Raw genomic sequence first — 20,429 nt, 5'->3', positions numbered from 1 at the left:
ATTACTCTGGTAAGACTTTTTTCAATCGTTTATCAAAATCACGACGTGGCATCAAAATGCTTGCCCCGCAACCTTGACATTTGATTCGGATATCCATGCCGACCCGAATGATTTGCCATCGGTTCGTACCACATGGATGCTGCTTCTTCATCTCAACATAATCATGGAGTTGATACGTTTTTGGAATCATCCGTTTGTCCACCATTCTTTTGTTCTGGATTCATCATGACCATCCGTGGATACGGGATCTTGATGTTTTCTTCTTCGAGTCCTTGCTTCAATTCCTTCCGGATTAGACGACCAGCTTGGAAATGTTGCATCGGTGGTACTTCTGCCATCAAACGATAGACGACTTCAGAAGGACCAAGCGTCTGGACGCCAAGCATCTGAATCGGTTCGACGAACATATCGACATACTTCTTCGTCGTCCGGTCTGCGATCTCATGCAAGACTTGTTCGACCCGTTCAAGATCCTCATCATAGGAGACTTGGACGTCGACGAGTGCGAAACTGTTGTCGACCGAATAGTTCGTGACTTGCAAAATCTGACCGTTCGGGATGATGTGGATCTCCCCGTTGAGTCCTTTGAGTTTCGTCGTCCGGATCCCAAGTTCCGTGACGACCCCTTCAATCACACCGACGCGTACATAATCTCCGACTTTGAACTGGCGTTCGAAGATGATGAACGCTCCGGTAATGATATCTTGCACCAAGTTCTTCGCACCGAACGAAATCGCAAGACCGGCGATTCCGGCACTGGCGACAAGACCCGTGATGTTGATTCCGAACTGACTGAGTACCGTCAACAACATGACGATTCCGAGCACGTAACGAATCGCATTTTGGAGCAACTTCAGTAATGTCTCGTTCTGACGTTGCGCCAAGTAGTCCTGTTCATTGATTTTCCTAATCGTAAAGAGACGCGAGACTGCCCCAGTCAAAACGCGCGTTAACACATAGAACGCCGCGATGATGATGAGCGCAATCAGTAGTTTCATCCCAAAACGAATCCACATATCCGCATCCATTACTTGATTGATTAGTTTATCGACTTGGGCGACGGATTCTTGTACATCTTGATTGGTAGCCATTCTCTCATCCTTTCTTGTTCTCTCTATTACGACAGTATACGTGATTTTAATTGAGTTTCAACCAAAGAGCCGATTTTGACGTTAGATTTTTGGAAAAACCGGGAAAGGAAAATCATCTAAGAACCCTTCACTCTTGCCAATCCACCACGACACCGACACCAAGAGAAGAAAGGATGATTTCGATGAATTTCCGCTTTCATTCGCACGAGCCCAAGCCCTATTCTTTCTTTTTAGAATATACGGAACCGTTCGCGAAAGAACGCTTAGCTGAACAATTATTCGAACAAATCTCCGCAGTCCAGGAAAAACGACCAATCGTACTCGTCTGCATTGGTTCTGATCGTTCGACGGGCGACTCACTCGGTCCACTCGTCGGAACATTCCTTGAAAAACAAGCACCTGCTCATCTCCACGTTTACGGTACACTCGCTAAACCCGTCCATGCACTGAATCTCGCTGAAACGATTCACTCAATCCAAACGACCCATTACCGTCCGCTCGTCATCGCAATTGATGCGTGTCTTGGTCGACTTTCAAGCGTTGGGCACGTCTTCTTCTCGGAAGGTCCACTCGCACCCGGTGCCGGCGTCCAAAAAGAATTGCCTGCGGTCGGTGACTTCAACATTAAGGCTGTCGTTAACGTCAGTGGCTTCATGGAGATGATGATTCTCCAGAACACACGGTTACACCTTGTTTATGAACTAGCGGAACTCGTCGCGAACAGCTTCCACTTACTTGATGCGAAACTCTCCGCTGAATCCACACGGACGACGATTTCTTTCACGCCACGTTCGATGTAATCAAAAAGAAGCGAACCGTTACCGGAACGCTTCTTTTTCATTGATCCGATTCAGGTAATAACAAATCGAGCAACCGATTGAGGTCGTCTTCATCTGCAAAATCAATCTCGAGTTTCCCCGCCTGTTTGCCTTGTTTGATTCGTACCGTCGCCCCGTATTTTTCGCGAAGCGACTCTTCGACGAATTGGACAGCGGTCGCTTGTTGCGGACGGACGGCTTCCTTTCGCTCCCGAAGTGCCTGCTCCAACCGACGGACGTTCCAGTTTTCCGCCATGACGCGTTCTGCCATCTGCTCAATCTTCTTTGGATGCTTCAGCGACAATAGGGCACGGGCATGTCCCATCGATAGCCGCTCATCCATGACGGCTTGTTGAACGAGTAGTGGCAATTGTAGTAACCGAAGACTGTTCGTGATGTGCGAACGACTTTTGCCAACACGCTGCGCAAGCTCTGCTTGCGTGATGCCGAATTCCTCGATCATCTCCGCATACGCCATCGCCTCTTCAATCGCGGATAAATCCGCCCGTTGGATGTTTTCGATCAAAGCGAGCTCCATCACGCGTGTCTCGTCTGCTTCGATCACGAGGACCGGTACACGTTCGAATCCTGCTCGACTTGCTGCTTGATACCGTCGTTCGCCGGCGATGATTTCATAATAGCCATCACGTGGTCGGACGACGATCGGTTGGATCATCCCGTGTCGAACGAGCGATTGGGCTAACTCTTCTAATGCTTTTTCATTGAATCGTTTCCGGGGTTGAGTCGGATTCGGGCGAATCGCCCGAACAGGTAATTCGTTCACTTGCCTTCTCTCCTAAACGTAGCGGAAGGCACGACCGCTTATTCCGGACGTGCCTTCACGATGCGAATCCGCACCTCTACATATTCTTCACAATCGACTTCTTCTTTTTCAATCGTCAATCCAGTTTGCTCGATCATATCGACAGAATCGCGAAGGGTATTTAACGCAATCCGTGTATCGCGAGCAAAGCTCTTATGACGTTTTTTCTTCGGTGGCTGTGGTGTCATCAATCGTTCCACCCGGCGCTCCGTCTCCTTGACGTTCCATTCCCGTTCCAGGATTTCAGCGAGTACCGTTACTTGTAGCGCTTCATCCTTGAGCGGCAATAACGCACGGGCATGACGCTCCGTGATCGTCCGTTTCTTCAATGCTTCCCGGACATCCGTTGGCAATCGAAGCAAACGCAATTTGTTAGCAATCGTCGATTGACTACGTCCGAGCTTACGGGCTAACACCTCTTGCGTGATCTCTTGTAACGCAAGCAAGCGCTCATAGGCTTCCGCTTCTTCGATTGGTGTCAAATCTTCGCGTTGCAGATTTTCAATCAATGCCAGTGAAGCAGTCGTCTCGTCCGTCATCTCTTTGACGATGGCAGGAATCGTTTCCCAGCCAAGCGAGCGCACTGCCCGGTATCTTCGTTCTCCCGCAATGATTTCGTATCCTGTTCCTTGTTTTCGAACGACGATCGGCTGGAGTAATCCATGCTCTTCGATCGTAACGGCTAGCTCTTCAATTCGGTCCCCATCAAACACTGTCCGTGGTTGGAACTGGTTCGCGACAAGTTCTGTCAATGGTAATTCCTGAACCGTCTCTTGTGGGTCAAGCTCGATCGTAGCAGGTTGCCCTCCCTTACCGAGCAGCTTGGCAATTGCATTTCTCACGTTGGCGCACCTCACCTTTATCAGTCATCGTTTCACGTGAAACGGTGTTTAGCTTAATGGATCTTTTGCAGGCGTACCCGCTTTACGCGGATATTTCCCGGGTGTTGTTCGTTTTTTATCTACAATAACGATATTACGCTCACTTTCCTCGCCTGGCAATTGGAACTGGAAACTTTCCCGTAAATTCCCACCGAGTACTTTTAAGGCAATCGCACCATCCTCGAGCTCTTCACTGACTTTCGCTGCCTTCAAGGCAACGAATTGTCCACCGACTTTCGCAAGCGGTAGGCAATATTCCGCGAGAACGGACATCCGGGCGACCGCACGTGCTGTCACGACGTCGAACCGTTCGCGGAATTGTTTATTTTTACCGAACTCTTCGGCGCGTCCATGATGGAACGCGACACCTTCGAGTCCGAGTTCCGTCGCCAAATGATTGAGGAAGCCGATTCGTTTGTTCAGTGAATCGACGATCGTCACTTGGAGATGTGGGAACATGATCTTGATCGGCAGACTTGGGAAACCAGCGCCCGCTCCGACATCACAAACCGTCGTGACCGTCGTGAAATCGAAATAGAACGCTGCTGTGATCGAATCGTAGAAGTGCTTGAGATAGACATCTTCTTCGTCCGTGATCGCCGTCAGGTTCATCTTTTCATTCCACTCGACGAGCAGTTCATAATACCGTTTGAATTGATGCAACTGATGTTCTGAGACCTCAAGTCCCTGTGCTGCCAATGCTGTTACGAATTGCTGTTGGTTCATCTCGTTCACTCCGCAGTCAATGCGTATTGGCCTTGCTCGATGTAGACAAGCAGAATCGAGATATCAGACGGGTTTACCCCTGAGATCCGGGATGCTTGTCCGATCGAGAGCGGACGCACTTGGTTTAGTTTTTGTTTCGCTTCAATCGCTAATCCACTGATCGCATCGTAATCGAGACGATCCGGAATCCGTTTTTGCTCCATCCGCATCATTTTTTCGACTTGATCAAGTTGTTTATCGATGTACCCGGCATATTTGACTTGGATTTCGACTTGTTCTGCTGCTTCTGCAGACAGTGGTGTTTCCGGTGGTGTCATCTGCGCGATCATCGCATACGTGATTTCCGGGCGTTTCAGCAACGTGATCGCATGCAGCGCTTCCTTGAGTGGTGATGCACCAATTGCTTCTAGCTGTGCATTCACGTCCGCTGTCGCTTTGATGACGACCTTCTCAAGACGTTTCATCTCAAGACGGATTTGTTCTTGTTTATCAATCAACTTCGCTTGGCGCTCTTCCGAGATCAATCCGAGTTCATGTCCGATTTCCGATAGGCGAAGGTCCGCATTATCATGACGGAGCAACAACCGGTACTCGGCGCGTGACGTCAAGAGACGGTATGGTTCGTTCGTACCTTTCGTGACGAGATCATCGATCATGACACCGATATAGCCTTGTGAACGTGACAAGATAAGTGGTTCTTTGCCTTGGACTTGTAGTCCGGCATTGATCCCTGCCATGATTCCTTGCCCCGCTGCTTCCTCATACCCACTTGTTCCGTTGATTTGACCCGCTGTGAATAAACCAGGAACCCGTTTTGTCTCGAGCGTTGGCCAGAGTTGTGTCGGAACAACGGCATCGTACTCAATCGCATAACCAGGACGCATCATTTCTGAATTCTCAAGCCCTGGAATCGAGCGGAGAATATCGTGTTGGACGTCTTCCGGCAAGCTTGTTGATAATCCTTGCACGTAGACTTCTTCCGTATCGCGACCTTCTGGCTCAAGGAAGATTTGGTGACGCGGTTTATCGTTGAACCGGACGACCTTATCTTCGATCGATGGGCAATAACGTGGACCTGTTCCTTTGATCATTCCAGAGAACATCGGGGAGCGGTGCAGGTTCGCATCGATCAATTGATGCGTATACTCCGTCGTATACGTCAACCAGCATGGAATCTGTTCCGTGATCATCTGAGTCGTTTCATGACTAAACGGAAGTGCTACTTCGTCACCTGGTTGGATCTCCGTCTTCGAGTAGTCAATCGTTTTCCCGTCGATTCGTGGTGGTGTACCTGTCTTGAAACGCGCGAGCTCAAATCCGAGTTCTTCAAGATGTTTCGATAGATTGATCGACGGCATCTGATTGTTCGGACCACTCTCGTATGACAATTCACCGATGATGATTTTTCCGCGCATGAACGTTCCTGTCGTGATGATGACCGCTTTCGCCCGGTACTCCGCCCCTGTATTCGTGACGACACCAACGCAACGTCCTTCGTCGTCAATCAATAACCGTTCGACGAGCGCTTGACGTAAGAGCAGATTCGGCTCATCCTCGAGCGCTTTTTTCATTCGGTTTTGGTATTCGAATTTATCCGCCTGTGCCCGTAGTGCTCGCACGGCAGGACCTTTTGATGTGTTTAACATTTTCATTTGAATATACGTTGCATCGATCGCGCGTGCCATTTCGCCACCGAGCGCATCGATTTCCCGGACGACGATTCCTTTTGCTGGACCACCGATCGACGGGTTGCAATACATGAATCCGACCATATCGGGATTCATTGTCAACATGACCGTTTTCGAGCCCATTCGTGCCGCAGCAAGAGAGGCTTCGATGCCGGCATGTCCGGCTCCGACGACGATGACGTCGAATTCACCTGCTTGATAAGCCATAGTACTGGTTCCTCCTTCTTATTCCACACGCAGTCGTCTCAAGTTATTTCCCGAGACAGAACTGCGAAAACAACTGATCCAATAAACTATCCTGTGCTGTATCACCATTGATTTCGCCAAGCGTATCCCACGCTCGTCGTAAATCGATCTGTACCATGTCGATCGGCATCGCTGCTTCTGCTGCACCGAGAGCATCTTCAATCATTTGACTCGCTCGTTTGATGAGCTGGATGTGACGCGCATTTGAGACGTACGTCATATCCTGACTTTCGACACCCTGTTCAAAGAACAGACTCGCAATCGCTGCTTCGAGATCGTTGACGCCTGCTTCTTCGAGCAAGGATGTCGTGACGATTGGTCGACCATCAGCAAGTTCCGTGACACGCGCTAAATCAATCTGTTGCGTCAAGTCACTCTTGTTGACGATGATGATCGCGTTCATCCCTTTGATCGCTTCAAACAGCAAGACGTCCTCATCCGTCAAAACATCGTTTCCGTTGAGGACGAGTAAGATCAAGTCGGCCGTCTTTAAAGCCTGACGTGACTTTTCGACACCCATCCGTTCGACGATATCTTCCGTCTCACGAATCCCTGCCGTATCAATCAACTTCAACGGTACACCGCGAACGTTAACATATTCCTCAATCGTATCGCGCGTCGTTCCCGCGATATCCGTGACGATGGCCTTTGCTTCTTGCACCAATGTGTTGAGCAAAGACGACTTTCCGACGTTTGGTCGACCGATGATCGCTGTGGATAACCCTTCGCGCAAGATTTTTCCTTGGCGTGCCGTTGTTAATAACTCTGCTAAAATCGCGCGGACAGCACCCGCATCACGTTCGACGATCTGTTGCGTCATCTCTTCTGCATCGTATTCCGGGTAATCGATGTTGACTTCAATCGCAGCAATCGTCTGTAACAATTGTTGACGTAAGTCTTGGACGAGTTTCGAGAGACGTCCTTCAATCTGACTGACGGCGACATGCATCGCTCGGTCCGTCTTCGCCCGGATCAGATCCATGACGGCTTCCGCTTGTGATAAATCGATGCGTCCGTTCAAGAACGCACGTTTCGTAAATTCACCAGGTTCCGCCAGCCGGACTTCCGGTTGGGCGAGGATGAGTTCGAGGACACGATTGACCGCGACGACTCCTCCATGACAATTCAATTCGATGACATCTTCACGTGTAAACGTCTTTGGTGCGCGCATGACACTCACCATCACTTCATCGACGACACGGTCCGCCTCATGGTCGACCAATTTCCCGTAATGAATCGTATGGGTTGGTACTTCCGTCAAGCGGTTGCTCCCTTTATAAACACGGTCGGCTACAGCGACTGCATCAGGACCTGATAAGCGCACGATCGCAATCGCCCCTTCTCCCATCGGCGTCGAAATCGCGGCAATCGTATCAAATTCCATCATCCGTTCTTCCACCTCGTTTTTCTTCTGTCTTTTTATGAGTATTTAATCCTTAATCGTTGCAATGGGTATAACGAAACAACTATACACGAAATGACGCAAAAGAAAAAGAGCGACACTCTGTCAAAACAAAGCGTCGCTCTTCACGTATTAGCGTTTCTTTTTCGATTTTTTAGGAGCCGGAGCTGCTTGTGCTGCTTCTTTTTCACGTTTAGCAGCCATTGTTGCTTCCGTCTGCAACTTAATCTTTTCACGCATCGGCTTCATGATGACGATCGTAACGATGATCGAGAAGATGTAACCGACGACCCAGTAAAGCGAAAGGGCAGATGGGAGTGTAACACCCATGATGAAGATCATGATTGGGAAGACGTAGAGCATGATTTTCATTTGTGGATTGTCTTCTTGACCTGCCATCGAGATCTTTTGTTGCAGATACGTCAGTACCGCAGACATGATCGGCAAGATGAAGAATGGATCCGGTTTACCAAGGTCGAACCAGAGGAATGTGTGTTGGAAAATAGCCGGTGTATAAATGATGGCGTTATAGAACGCGATCAAGATCGGCATTTGGATCAAGATCGGTAAACAGCCTGCGAGTGGATTGACGTTGTGCTCTTGGTAGAGCTTCATCATTTCCTGTTGCAATTTCTGTTGCGTCTCTTGGTCTTTTGAGCTGTATTTCTCACGAAGCTTCATCATTTCAGGCTGGATGACTTGCATTCCACCCATACTCTTCGTTTGTTTGATCATCAATGGAAGGATGACAAGACGAACGAGAAGTGTCGTAATGATGATTCCGATACCGTAATCACCGCTAAAGAACTGTGAAATCTCACGAATCAACCACGCCATCGGCCAAACGAAGTAATGTTTCCAAAAACCTTCTGTGTCTGCTGTGATCGGTTCACCTGTACCATACGTGCTAGGTGTACAGCCGGATAATACGATCGCGAGCACGGACATGAGTCCGAGAGTTAACCAAATCTTAGTTCTCTTGTTCATAATTCCTCCTAGAAATTGTTTACGCTTTGTCGAACGCCATCTTCTTCTATAGTAAGGCAAGGAAAGGGAGCGCCGTACAAATCAACAGGATGCATTGCTACGATTCATTTTTTTGATCGCATCCAGACACCGGAACGTTTGAGGACGTGACGGAGACTGTCAGCCACTTCTTGCGCGGTCATCTTCGCGGCCGGATTGCGCGCGATGATCACCAAATCATAATTCGGGGCAATCGAGGCTTCATGCTGTTGGCATGCTTCCCGAAGATACCGTTTCACCTGATTCCGGACGACGGCATTCCCGATTTTCTTACTGACGGATAAACCAACCCGAAAGTGAGTCTGTTGCTCCTTTTTCAAGGCATACACGACAAATTGCCGATTTGCGACAGAGGCTCCTTTAGTAAACACCGCTTGGAACTCCTTGTCTTTCTTGACGCGGTATTCCTTCTTCACCTTATTCACACTCCATCCTGACACTACGAAAATTCGTCGTCTCTCATCATATCATAGAATAAACATGCGACGCGATAGGGCGCATGTGACAAAAGCACGAACACACGAAAAAACATAAAAAAAAATCACCTCGGACCATGCCCGAAGTGATGGATGCATCAATGCATTAGACAGTCAAGGCTTTGCGGCCCTTAAGACGGCGAGCAGCCAAGATACGGCGGCCACTCTTCGTAGCCATACGCGCACGGAATCCGTGAACTTTTTTACGCTTACGGTTGTTTGGGTTGAAAGTTGGTTTCATTCGTCTGCACCTCCTTTAAAAGATCTTTATAACCAATTGTTATTTTCTACTTTAAGGCAGTCTTGTACATTATATAAACTGATTGTGGCATTGTCAATGAAAGTTCAGAAGATTTCTTGTCCTGCTTAAGGGAGTTCTAGTTTGAAAACAGGCAATAGGATTCGACTGTGCAAACTCTATTACGCGATAGAATACATATGGGTCATAGAGGGGATGTGTGTAGACTTATCCACCTATCCACAGACTTATCCACATTATCCACACTTTCCGTGGATAACTCTTCACTTTGTCTACGATAGTATTTTTTAAAATCGACGTCAATCCTCGATTTTGGATTTCCTTTTTCCACTTCTTTTGTATTTTGTGAATAACTCTTTTTCAACGCTTCCTCTTTTGAAAAGTTATCCACCTCTTATCCACAATTTATCCACACTATCCACAGCTTGTGGGTAACTACCTGTGGACGGTTTAATTTACTTGTGGATAAATCATTCCAACCATTGCCAGGGCTCATTTCTTTTGATACACTAATTGTGCATAACATGATCCTGATCGTTCAGGACAAAACAAGTTATACACACCCTGTGGATAACTTTATACACAGATTCAACTGCCTGTGGATAACGTTATCCACAGTTTTTACGTTATGGGGATAAGTCGAGTTTCTTCATTAACTTTGTCTGTGTATAAGCCTGTGTACAAAAATTTTCTATCTTGATAAAAAAAGGGGGGTATTTATGAAAAACGCTGCCGAACTTTGGCATAATGTCTTATCTGTGATCGAGGAAGAGGAACGAACACCGAAAGCTAGTTATGATATGTGGTTGAAATCCACAGAAGGCGTCACGCTAAATGGAACGACACTACTCGTTTCAGCACCAGCTGCATTTACGGTGACATGGCTCGAGCGCCAGTACTTATCTTTACTCGAAGACACAGTTGAGGAAGTAACAGGAAGCCGACTCGATATTCAGTTCATCGAAGAGGGACAAGCGAAGAAAATGCTCGATCGACAAGAAGAGGAACGTGTTGAGGCAACACCGACTCCGAAATCGCGTCCATCGAACATGCGGAGACCAACAGAGGAATTGACGATGAGTGAACTCGGACAATTGAATGAGAAGTATACGTTCGATACATTCGTCATCGGATCGGGGAACCGTTTTGCGCATGCCGCTTCACTTGCTGTTGCGGAAGCGCCTGCTAAAGCATACAATCCGCTTTTCATCTATGGTGGCGTTGGTCTTGGCAAAACCCATCTGATGCATGCCATCGGACAATACGTTCAAGATCAAAATCTCGGGACACGGATTGCCTATGTCTCTTCTGAACGCTTTACGAATGACTTCATTAACTCCATCCGTGATAATAAGACGGTTGAGTTTAGAAATAAATACCGTAACATCGATGTCCTCTTAATTGATGACATCCAGTTCCTTGCGGGCAAAGAACAGACGCAAGAAGAGTTTTTCCACACATTCAATGCCCTGCACAACGACCAAAAACAAATCATCATCTCAAGTGACCGACCACCAAAAGAGATTCCAACGCTTGAAGATCGGCTTCGTTCTCGTTTCGAATGGGGATTAATCACCGACATCACGCCACCGGATCTCGAGACACGGATTGCGATCTTACGGAAAAAGGCGAATGCGGAGCAACTTGACGTCTCAAACGAAGTCATGCTTTACATCGCAAGTCAAATTGATACGAACATTCGGGAGCTCGAAGGGGCGTTAACCCGCGTTATCGCTTATGCGAATCTCGTCGGACGACCAATCGATCCAAATGTTGCTGCGGAAGCCTTGCATAACATCATGCCGGTCGCTGAACCGCGTAAAGTTACGATTCGTGACATCCAGGAGTCGGTCAGTAAGCACTTCAATTTGCCGTTTGATGATCTGAAGGCGAAGAAACGAACGAAATCGATTGCCTTCCCACGTCAAATCGCGATGTATCTTTCGCGTGAGATGACAGAAAGCTCTTTACCGAAAATCGGAGAAGAATTCGGGGGACGCGACCATACGACCGTCATCCATGCCCATGAAAAGATCAGCATGTTGATCAAATCGGATGGGGAAACGGGAAAAGTCATCGAACAAATCAAACATGAATTGAAGCATTCATAAAACTGTGGATAAACATGTGGATAAAGTAGGGTAGTTATCCACAACTTATCCACACCGTTTTTGGCTTTATACCAAGTTATCCACCGACTTATCCACACTATCCACAGCCCCTAAGACTATTATTAAAAAAATATATTATTATGTTATGATGGGCGCATGCCCATTATTTTCGAGAGGAGTCTAACGACGATATGCATATCACCATTCAACGCGAAGCTTTAATTCAAGCAGTACAAGATGTAGCCAAAGCGGTCTCATCCCGCACGACGATTCCGATTCTGACAGGAATCAAACTCGAAGCTCATGGAGATGGTATGACGCTGACAGGAAGCGATACAGAAATCTCGATTGAACGGACGATCTATGCAGAAGAGAATGGAACATCTTATGTCACGGTTCACCGTGCTGGTAGTGTCGTCTTGAATGCCCGCTTCTTCGGCGATATCGTCAAAAAGATGCCAAAAGACGAAGTCACACTCGAAGTCTCACCGAACTTCATGACACGGATCCAGTCAGGAACAGCGGAATTCCATTTGAACGGTCTTGATCCAGATGAGTTCCCACGCCTTCCGCAAGTCGATGGGGGACAACGTTTCCGTTTACCGGCTGATCTCTTACGTTCGATGATTCGTCAAACAAGCTTTGCTGTCGCTGTTCAAGAAACACGTCCTGTTCTGACAGGTGTGAACTTCTCAGCTGACAAAGGCATCTTGACGTGTGTTTCAACAGATAGTCACCGTCTAGCCCTTCGTCGTGCTCAGTTTGAGACAGATACAGATATCTCGTTCCAGAACGTCATCGTTCCAGGGAAGAGCTTAAATGAATTATCGAAGTTGCTTGGGGATGGTCATGTGGATATCACGATCACGAACCAACAAATCTTGTTCAAGATGAAGCACGTCCTCTTCTTCTCGCGTCTACTCGACGGAAACTATCCGGATACATCACGTTTGATTCCAGAAGAGTACCGGACAGCTGTCCGCATGAATGCGAAAGAATTGCTTCAAGCGATCGATCGCGCGTCGCTGCTTGCACGTGAGGACCGTAACAATGTCATCAAGTTCGCAGCTGAAGGAACGACAGCGGTCGAGATCTCTTCGCATTCACCAGAAGTCGGGAAAGTCTCGGAGCAAGTCAGCATCCTGTCGCTTGAAGGAGAAGAGCTGAAAATCTCGTTCAACTCGAAGTACATGATGGATGCCTTGAAGGCGCTTGACGCGACAGATATCGAAATCCAGTTCACGGGTTCGATTCGTCCATTCATCTTGCATCCAGTCGATCAAGATAACGTCCTGCAACTGATTCTTCCAGTACGGACGGCGTAAGCATCAACACAAAATACGTGATAAGACGGGTTCGATCGTTTCGACATCGGACCCGTCTTTTTCGTATACCGTATATACGTTCGGGGATTTTGCTAAATCGCTCAATGTTTAGTACAATAAAGAGTACGTCATTTATAATATGTAGGTAGGAGGAGTCAATCCATGCAAGAAATCAGAATTACAACGGAATACGTCACATTAGGGCAGTTCCTGAAGCTATCGGATATCATCTCAAGCGGAGGACAAGCCAAACCGTTTTTAGCAGAGGTACCGATTCTAGTCAACGGCGAGGTCGATCAGCGACGTGGTCGTAAATTACGGGATGGAGACATCATTGATGTAGAAGACTACGGTCAGTTCATCATCAAGAACGAGGGCAACTAACGTGCGGCTGGATTCAGTCCGACTCAGTCATTATCGCAACTATGACGCACTCGAACTGTCATTCTCCGAAAAAACGAATGTCCTGATTGGTGAAAATGCACAAGGGAAGACGAACTTATTGGAAGCGATCTATGTCCTCGCTCTCGCGAAGTCGCACCGGACGACGCATGACAAGGAACTGATCGGTTGGGACCAGGAAACAGCGCGCGTCGAAGGACGTGTCGTCAAGCGGACCGGCTCCCATGTTCAAGAGATCGTCATCTCGGGTCGCGGGAAAAAAGCAAAGCTGAATCATCTAGAGCAACGACGCTTGAGTGATTATGTCGGGGCACTGAACATCGTTTTATTCGCCCCAGAAGATTTGCATATCGTCAAAGGTAGTCCACAAGTCCGCCGACGATTTCTCGATATGGAGATCGGTCAAGTCAGCCCGGTCTATCTGCATGAATTGAGCCAGTATCTGAAAGTGTTGAAGCAGCGGAATGCATTGCTGAAACAACTGTCCATGAAGGGAGGAGACGAGACCTTCCTTGATATCTTGACGGAGCAAATGATTACGCTAGCCGTTAAAATCGTTCAGCGCCGGCATCATTTCATGGCCCAACTCGAAAAGTGGGCACGACCGATTCATGACGGAATCAGTCGTGGACAGGAAGAACTCGCGCTCATCTATCGTTCGGACACATTCGGCGACGAATTACTCGATGTCGAAGGAATGACTGCGTCCTACACGCGGAAGTTTGGTAAAATAAAAGAAAATGAAATCCGAAGAGGAGTTACGTTGTTTGGACCACATCGCGATGACTTCGAGATGGAAGTCAATGGACGAAACGTACAAACGTATGGTTCACAAGGACAACAACGAACAGCAGCTCTCTCGTTAAAGCTTGCGGAGATCGAATTGATTCATGAGGAAGTAGGGGAATATCCACTTCTTCTGCTCGACGATGTCTTATCCGAGCTTGATGATCATCGTCAAACACATTTGCTCGATACGATGCAACAAAAGGTCCAGACGATCCTGACGACGACAAGCGTCGACGGGATTGCGCATGAAACGATCAACCAAGCGAAGTTGTTCCACGTGAAACAAGGGACGGTCGATTTGGAAGAGACATCATATAAAGAAACAGTAGGTGAGAAAACCGATGAGTAATCATGAAGATATGGAATTGGAACAAGGGTACGGTGCCGATCAGATTCAAGTACTTGAAGGATTAGAAGCAGTACGTAAACGTCCAGGGATGTATATCGGCTCGACGGCATCAAAGGGTCTCCATCACCTCGTATGGGAGATTGTCGATAACTCGATCGATGAGGCGCTCGCAGGATACTGTGACACGATCAAGGTCACGATTGAACCAGGGAACTCGATCTTAGTCGAGGATAACGGACGTGGTATTCCAGTCGACATTCAAGAGAAGATGGGTCGTCCTGCCGTTGAAGTCATTTTGACAGTCCTCCATGCCGGTGGTAAGTTCGGCGGCGGCGGATATAAAGTATCGGGTGGACTACACGGTGTTGGGGCTTCGGTCGTTAACGCCCTGTCGACGAAACTTGAAGTATTCGTCAAACGGAACGAGAAGCTGTATTACCAAGCGTATCATCGCGGTGTACCAGCGCAAGATCTCGAAGTCATCGGAACATCAGAAGAGACAGGAACGACGATTCGTTTCTTCCCAGACGGTGAGATTTTCCAAGAGACGCTCGAGTATGACTATGATTTGCTAGCGACACGCCTGCGGGAACTTGCTTTCTTGAACAAAGGCTTGAAGATCATCATCACGGACGATCGTGCGGATGAGCCGATGACGCGTAGCTTCCACTACGAAGGTGGGATCAAGTCTTACGTCGAACACTTGAACCGTTCAAAAGAAGTCGTTCATGCGGAACCGGTCTATGTGCACGGAACAAAAGACGGCATCGAAGTCGAAGTCGCGCTTCAGTATAACGACGGATTTGCGTCAAACATCTACTCGTTCACGAACAACATCCCGACGCATGAGGGTGGTACGCATGAGACGGGCTTTAAGACAGCTCTGACACGGGTCATCAATGACTACGCGAAGAAGTTCGGTTTGATGAAGGATGCGGACGGTACGTTATCCGGTGAGGACGTACGTGAAGGAATGACCGCGATCGTTTCCGTCAAACACCCGAACCCACAGTTCGAAGGTCAGACGAAAACGAAACTCGGGAACTCCGACGCGCGTACGGTTACGGATTCACTCTTCTCTGGTGCGTTTGAGCAGTTCATGCTCGAAAACCCGACGAATGCACGCGCAATCGTCGAAAAAGGGATGATGGCGTCACGCGCCCGGATGGCAGCGAAACGCGCCCGTGAATTGACACGCCGTAAAGGTGTTCTTGAAGTGAGCTCGCTTCCAGGTAAACTGGCCGACTGTTCGTCACGTGATGCCTCGATTTCCGAATTGTACATCGTTGAGGGTGACTCGGCGGGTGGTTCTGCGAAATCCGGACGCGATCGTCATTTCCAAGCGATCTTACCGATTCGCGGTAAAATCTTGAACGTTGAGAAAGCACGTCTTGATAAGATTCTCGGAAGCAATGAGATTCGGACGATCATCACGGCACTCGGAACAAGCATCGGTTCTGAGTTCAATATCGAAAAAGCACGCTATCACAAAGTCATCATCATGACCGATGCCGATGTCGATGGTGCCCACATCCGGACACTCTTGTTGACGTTCTTCTACCGTTACATGCGTCCGCTTGTCGAGCATGGGTATGTCTATATCGCTCAGCCACCGCTATACGGGATCAAACAAGGGAAGAACATCACGTACGTGCATAACGAACGTGAATTGACAGAGGCGCTTGCAGCGCTTCCTGAAAACGCACGGTACGACATTCAGCGCTACAAAGGTCTTGGGGAGATGGATCCAGAGCAACTTTGGGAAACTACGATGGATCCAAGTGGTCGTCAAATGTTGCGTGTCGAGCTTCAAGATGCAATCGAAGCAGATGAAGTCTTTGATATCTTGATGGGAGATCAAGTCGAACCACGACGCGACTTCATTCAATCACACGCACATTACGTCAAGAACCTGGATATTTAACGCTGAACAGAGAGGGTGGCCAGAAGCATGTCCGAACAAAATCACGGAATCATCAAGGATATTAATATCAGTCAAGAGATGCGTACGTCCTTCATGGACTACGCGATGAGCGTCATCGTCGCACGTGCTCTTCCGGACGTACGGGACGGCTTAAAACCCGGACACCGCCGGATTCTCTATGCGATGAACGACCTCGGTATTCGTGCCGATAAACCACATAAAAAGTCTGCCCGTATCGTCGGGGAAGTCATCGGTAAGTATCACCCGCACGGGGATTCTGCCGTCTATGACACGATGGTCCGCATGGCGCAAGACTTCAGCTACCGTTACGAACTCGTCGATGGACACGGAAACTTCGGGTCTGTCGATGGGGACTCGGCGGCTGCAATGCGATATACGGAAGCTCGTATGTCAAAAATCGCGATGGAGATCGTTCGCGATATCAACAAAAACACAGTCGATTTCAAAGATAACTACGATGGTTCGGAACGCGAACCGGAAGTCTTACCGTCACGCTTCCCGAACTTACTCGTCAACGGTTCGAGCGGGATTGCGGTCGGAATGGCAACGAACATTCCACCACATCAGCTTGGCGAAGTCATCGATGGTGTCTTAGCCTTGTCGCACGACCCAGAAATCACGATCCAAGAACTGATGCAGCACATTCCGGGACCTGATTTCCCGACAGCTGGTGAAATTCTTGGTCGTAGCGGGATTCGTCGCGCTTATGAGACAGGACGTGGCTCAATCATCGTCCGTGCGAAAGCTGAAATCGAACAGACGAAAAAAGACCGGGAACGGATCATCGTGACGGAGCTGCCTTATCAGGTCAATAAAGCCCGCCTCGTTGAAAAGATTGCCGATCTCGTTCGCGAGAAAAAGATCGAAGGTATCACCGATTTACGAGATGAGTCAGATCGCCGCGGTATGCGCATCGTCATGGAAATCCGTCGTGACGCAAATGCGAGCGTCATCTTAAATAACTTGTATAAGCAGACGTCGATGCAAACGACGTTTGGTGTCAATATGCTAGCGATCGTCGGCGGACGTCCGAAAACATTGACGCTCAAGGAAATGCTTTATCATTACCTCGAGCATCAAAAAGAAATCGTGCGTCGTCGGACACAGTTCGATCTCGAAAAAGCAGAAGCACGTGAACACTTACTCGCTGGTCTACGGATTGCACTCGATCATTTGGATGAAGTCATTCAAATCATCCGCGGGAACCGGACAGCGGACGCAGCGCGTGAACAGTTGATGGAGCATTTTGCGTTATCCGAGAAACAATCACAAGCGATTCTTGATATGCGCTTGCAACGCCTGACAGGTCTTGAGCGGGAGAAAATTGAAGCAGAGTATGACGAAATCATGCAATTGATCGCGGAACTGAACCGCATCCTTGCGAGTGAGGAAGTCTTGCTTGATTTGATCCGGACAGAACTTGAGGAGTTGAAAGAACGTTTCAACGACGAACGTCGGACGGAAATCCGCATGGACCACATCGAATTCGAAGACGAAGATTTGATTCCGGAACAGGATATCATCATCACGTTGACAAGCAGTGGCTACATCAAACGGATGACGACGGATTCGTACCGGACACAACGTCGCGGCGGACGTGGGGTTCAGGGAATCGGAACGAATGACGAGGATTACGTCACGCGTCTCTTATCTTGTTCGACTCATGATACGATCCTATTCTTTACGAACCGCGGAAAAGTCTACCGGATTCGTGGATATGAAGTACCGGAGATGAGCCGGACATCAAAAGGTGTACCGATCATCAACCTCATCCAAATCGAACGCGACGAAAAGGTCGAGACGATGATTCCAGTCAACTTCAAACGTTATCTCGAGGAGCAACAAGCAACTGAAGCACCTGTCGAGGTGATTGAGGGAGAGATTGAAGAGACGGAAGAAACGCTCGAAATGGAAGAAGTCGTTCAAGATGAGCAAAAATCATTGATCTTCATGACACGTAAAGGACGCGTCAAACGTTCACCGTTGTCTGCGTACGCACGGATCAACAAAAACGGTTTGATCGCGATTCGATTGTTTGAAGACGACGAGTTGACATCGGTTCGTCTCGCATCGACGGACGATGAAGTCTTTGCTGTTTCAACAAGTGGGAAAGCGATTCGTTTCCCAATCACGAATGTCCGCTCGATGGGACGTGGCGCTCGTGGTGTCAAAGCGATGACGTTACGTCCAGACGATTTCGTCGTCGGGATGGAACTTGCACGTGATGCCCAAGATGTTCTTGTCATTACGGAAAAAGGATTCGGTAAACGGACACCGATGACCGAGTTTCGTAGCCAGTCTCGTGGTGGTAAAGGATTGATCGCGAGTAAGGTGACGGAACGTGTCGGTCAAATCGTTGCCATGCGAATCGTTGATGTCGACGATGACATCATGATCATGACAGAGAGCGGGATCGTCATTCGGACAGACTCGCAATACATCTCACGTGTCGGCCGGAATACCCAAGGGGTGAAGGTCATTCGAATTGAAGAAGGTGACCGTGTTGCAACGGTTGCCAAACTGAAACGAGAAGAGACTGATGAAATGGAAGAAGACACTGACATCGTGTCTGAAGAGAATGTAGTCGAATCGGATGTTCCAGAAGAAGCGGAAGAGTAAGCAAGACGTCAGCAAGAAAGCAGCAGAGTGATATACTACTCTGCTGCTTTTATCTACATATATAGAAAGAAGAGAAAGGAACGAAGCGATATGCGAGTGGCAAGTGACCAATTACGCATCGGGGATCGTTTGACTGAATCCATCTATTTACATACGGATCATCCGATCGTAGAAGCAGGGAAAAAAATAGGAAGCGATGAGTTACGACGAATCCAGCGTTTTTTAATTAAGGAAGTCGTCATTGAAGATCGACCTGATTTCAGTAAAGATGAACAAGTGCAGACTGAAACAGTTGAAGCCCATGTGGAACATCCCTTTGAAGAATTTATTCGCTTTTACAATAAAGTCTTCATGTCATGGGAACAAGGAATGAAGCCGAATGTATACGAAGCCTTGAGTTGGGTCAAACAGTCCGTCCCAGAACGGATTACGAGACAAGATGTCTTACCATTCTTCCTAGAGCGGGGAACGGAAGCTTATACAGTGCGACATGCCATTTATCGAGGGGCAATTGCGCAAATGCTGGCGGAAGCAGTCGGAAAAGAACGGAAAATGATTCATGAGTTGTGGACCGCATCCTATTTTGCAGACTATGGACTAGCGCGAATCATGGAATGGCGTCACACGAAACGATATGAAGCGATGCAACAAGAAATTTTTCAACGTCACCCGGCTATGGCGTATCAAGTCTTGCAAAAGGAGACGATCATCTCTGATACAGTAAATCGTTTAATTGTTCAACATCATGAACGTTTAGATGGAACAGGTTACCCTTTAAAGGTAAAAGGAGATAAGATCGCAGATCACACACGATTGTTCATCGTAGCGGATGTCTTTGCTGCAATGACGAGTTGGCGTCCGTATCGGGAAGCTTATACGCCGTTTGATGCCTATCGTCATTTGAAAGCAAGACCGATGCAATATTGCTCAAAGTATGTATTGTTGCTCGGACAATTACTTCTACCAATAGAAGTCGGTGATCGCGTGCTGATGAGTAACGGAAAGATTGCAACCATCACGCGAAAGAATCCAGTCTTTGATCGACCTGTCATTTCTTATGAAGAACAAGGACGGATGACGATCATTGATTTAATGGAAGAACGACAACATAGTATTATTCAGTTGATGGATTAATAGGGAATAAACAGCCTCTTGAGCCGGAATCGCAAGGTTCAAGAGGCTTGTTCATGATTTTAAAAACAATTTTAAAATAAGTGTTGCACAATAATAAAACGCATGATATATTATTACATGTCCTTAACAACGACAAGCGCTTGAAACAAACGAGAAAAACAATTTCAAAAAAAGTTGTTGACTTCTTGTTTCAGACTTGGTATTCTAATTGAGTCGCCAAAACAGGCGCGGACGAACTTTGAAAACTGAACGATGAGGCAAAAATCGTATTCTACGGAATACAAAAACGAATGAAGCGCAAGCTTCGTCAATCGTGACT

At 47.8% G+C, this 20,429-nt stretch carries 18 protein-coding genes; 8 read left to right on the top strand and 10 right to left on the bottom strand.

Annotated elements, in window-relative coordinates; all coding sequences use genetic code 11:
• Position 1 precedes the first annotated feature (1 nt).
• Together KNQ14_RS11310 and KNQ14_RS11305 are read right to left on the bottom strand one after the other, a co-directional pair.
• On the bottom strand, positions 2–190 hold the full coding sequence (locus KNQ14_RS11310; RefSeq protein ID WP_023469853.1) for a DUF951 domain-containing protein: 189 nt from the start codon (positions 188–190) through the stop codon (positions 2–4).
• Complete coding sequence (locus KNQ14_RS11305; RefSeq protein ID WP_023469854.1) at positions 162–1,091, bottom strand: mechanosensitive ion channel family protein; 930 nt, start codon at positions 1,089–1,091, stop codon at positions 162–164. The genes KNQ14_RS11310 and KNQ14_RS11305 overlap by 29 nt, the downstream gene beginning before the upstream one ends.
• Before the next feature lie 182 nt (positions 1,092–1,273).
• Between KNQ14_RS11305 and yyaC the strand changes: the two genes are divergently transcribed.
• Positions 1,274–1,891, top strand: coding sequence for a spore protease YyaC (gene yyaC, locus KNQ14_RS11300; protein ID WP_214861059.1), 618 nt, complete (start codon positions 1,274–1,276; stop codon positions 1,889–1,891).
• A 37-nt stretch (positions 1,892–1,928) separates the two neighbouring features.
• On the opposite strand, the gene KNQ14_RS16870 is transcribed toward yyaC, so the two are convergent.
• The 8 genes from KNQ14_RS16870 to rpmH all read right to left on the bottom strand — a co-directional run bounded on the left by KNQ14_RS16870 (position 1,929) and on the right by rpmH (position 9,418).
• A complete protein-coding gene (locus KNQ14_RS16870; RefSeq protein ID WP_023469856.1) occupies positions 1,929–2,693 on the bottom strand; it encodes a ParB/RepB/Spo0J family partition protein in 765 nt (254 codons plus the stop codon).
• A gap of 38 nt (positions 2,694–2,731) precedes the next feature.
• A complete protein-coding gene (noc, locus tag KNQ14_RS11290) occupies positions 2,732–3,574 on the bottom strand; it encodes a nucleoid occlusion protein (RefSeq protein ID WP_149428089.1) in 843 nt (280 codons plus the stop codon).
• Between the two features lie 48 nt (positions 3,575–3,622).
• Positions 3,623–4,339 (bottom strand): 16S rRNA (guanine(527)-N(7))-methyltransferase RsmG, encoded by a 717-nt coding sequence (rsmG, locus tag KNQ14_RS11285; RefSeq protein ID WP_023469858.1) that lies wholly within the window; start codon positions 4,337–4,339, stop codon positions 3,623–3,625.
• A 5-nt stretch (positions 4,340–4,344) separates the two neighbouring features.
• Complete coding sequence (mnmG, locus tag KNQ14_RS11280) at positions 4,345–6,234, bottom strand: tRNA uridine-5-carboxymethylaminomethyl(34) synthesis enzyme MnmG (protein WP_214861057.1); 1,890 nt, start codon at positions 6,232–6,234, stop codon at positions 4,345–4,347.
• Between the two features lie 43 nt (positions 6,235–6,277).
• On the bottom strand, positions 6,278–7,660 hold the full coding sequence (mnmE, locus tag KNQ14_RS11275; RefSeq protein WP_058713714.1) for a tRNA uridine-5-carboxymethylaminomethyl(34) synthesis GTPase MnmE: 1,383 nt from the start codon (positions 7,658–7,660) through the stop codon (positions 6,278–6,280).
• A gap of 147 nt (positions 7,661–7,807) precedes the next feature.
• On the bottom strand, positions 7,808–8,662 hold the full coding sequence (yidC, locus tag KNQ14_RS11270; RefSeq protein WP_035395434.1) for a membrane protein insertase YidC: 855 nt from the start codon (positions 8,660–8,662) through the stop codon (positions 7,808–7,810).
• 104 nt (positions 8,663–8,766) lie between these two features.
• Positions 8,767–9,117: a ribonuclease P protein component gene (gene rnpA, locus KNQ14_RS11265; RefSeq protein WP_023469862.1), complete on the bottom strand. Its 351-nt coding sequence runs from the start codon at positions 9,115–9,117 to the stop codon at positions 8,767–8,769.
• 166 nt (positions 9,118–9,283) lie between these two features.
• Entirely contained in the window at positions 9,284–9,418 is a 135-nt protein-coding gene (gene rpmH, locus KNQ14_RS11260; RefSeq protein ID WP_012371910.1) for a 50S ribosomal protein L34, read from the bottom strand.
• A 737-nt stretch (positions 9,419–10,155) separates the two neighbouring features.
• On the opposite strand from rpmH, the gene dnaA reads away from it, so the two are divergent.
• The 7 genes from dnaA to KNQ14_RS11225 all read left to right on the top strand — a co-directional run bounded on the left by dnaA (position 10,156) and on the right by KNQ14_RS11225 (position 20,110).
• On the top strand, positions 10,156–11,547 hold the full coding sequence (gene dnaA, locus KNQ14_RS11255; protein ID WP_023469863.1) for a chromosomal replication initiator protein DnaA: 1,392 nt from the start codon (positions 10,156–10,158) through the stop codon (positions 11,545–11,547).
• A 191-nt stretch (positions 11,548–11,738) separates the two neighbouring features.
• Positions 11,739–12,872: a DNA polymerase III subunit beta gene (dnaN, locus tag KNQ14_RS11250; protein ID WP_023469864.1), complete on the top strand. Its 1,134-nt coding sequence runs from the start codon at positions 11,739–11,741 to the stop codon at positions 12,870–12,872.
• Between the two features lie 162 nt (positions 12,873–13,034).
• Positions 13,035–13,256 (top strand): S4 domain-containing protein YaaA, encoded by a 222-nt coding sequence (gene yaaA / locus KNQ14_RS11245; protein ID WP_023469865.1) that lies wholly within the window; start codon positions 13,035–13,037, stop codon positions 13,254–13,256.
• Position 13,257: 1 nt separating this feature from the next.
• Positions 13,258–14,412 (top strand): DNA replication/repair protein RecF, encoded by a 1,155-nt coding sequence (recF, locus tag KNQ14_RS11240; protein WP_023469866.1) that lies wholly within the window; start codon positions 13,258–13,260, stop codon positions 14,410–14,412.
• 10 nt (positions 14,413–14,422) lie between these two features.
• Complete coding sequence (gene gyrB, locus KNQ14_RS11235; protein WP_200864062.1) at positions 14,423–16,336, top strand: DNA topoisomerase (ATP-hydrolyzing) subunit B; 1,914 nt, start codon at positions 14,423–14,425, stop codon at positions 16,334–16,336.
• 27 nt (positions 16,337–16,363) lie between these two features.
• Entirely contained in the window at positions 16,364–18,976 is a 2,613-nt protein-coding gene (gyrA, locus tag KNQ14_RS11230) for a DNA gyrase subunit A (RefSeq protein WP_214861055.1), read from the top strand.
• Between the two features lie 90 nt (positions 18,977–19,066).
• On the top strand, positions 19,067–20,110 hold the full coding sequence (locus tag KNQ14_RS11225; RefSeq protein WP_214861053.1) for an HD-GYP domain-containing protein: 1,044 nt from the start codon (positions 19,067–19,069) through the stop codon (positions 20,108–20,110).
• Positions 20,111–20,429 lie beyond the last annotated feature (319 nt).

The sequence above is a fragment of the Exiguobacterium sp. s161 genome, assembly GCF_018619045.1.
Lineage (GTDB): Bacteria > Bacillota > Bacilli > Exiguobacteriales > Exiguobacteriaceae > Exiguobacterium_A > Exiguobacterium_A indicum.
Note: the sequence above shows the minus strand (reverse complement) of the source record. Positions and strands in the feature narration are given on the sequence as shown.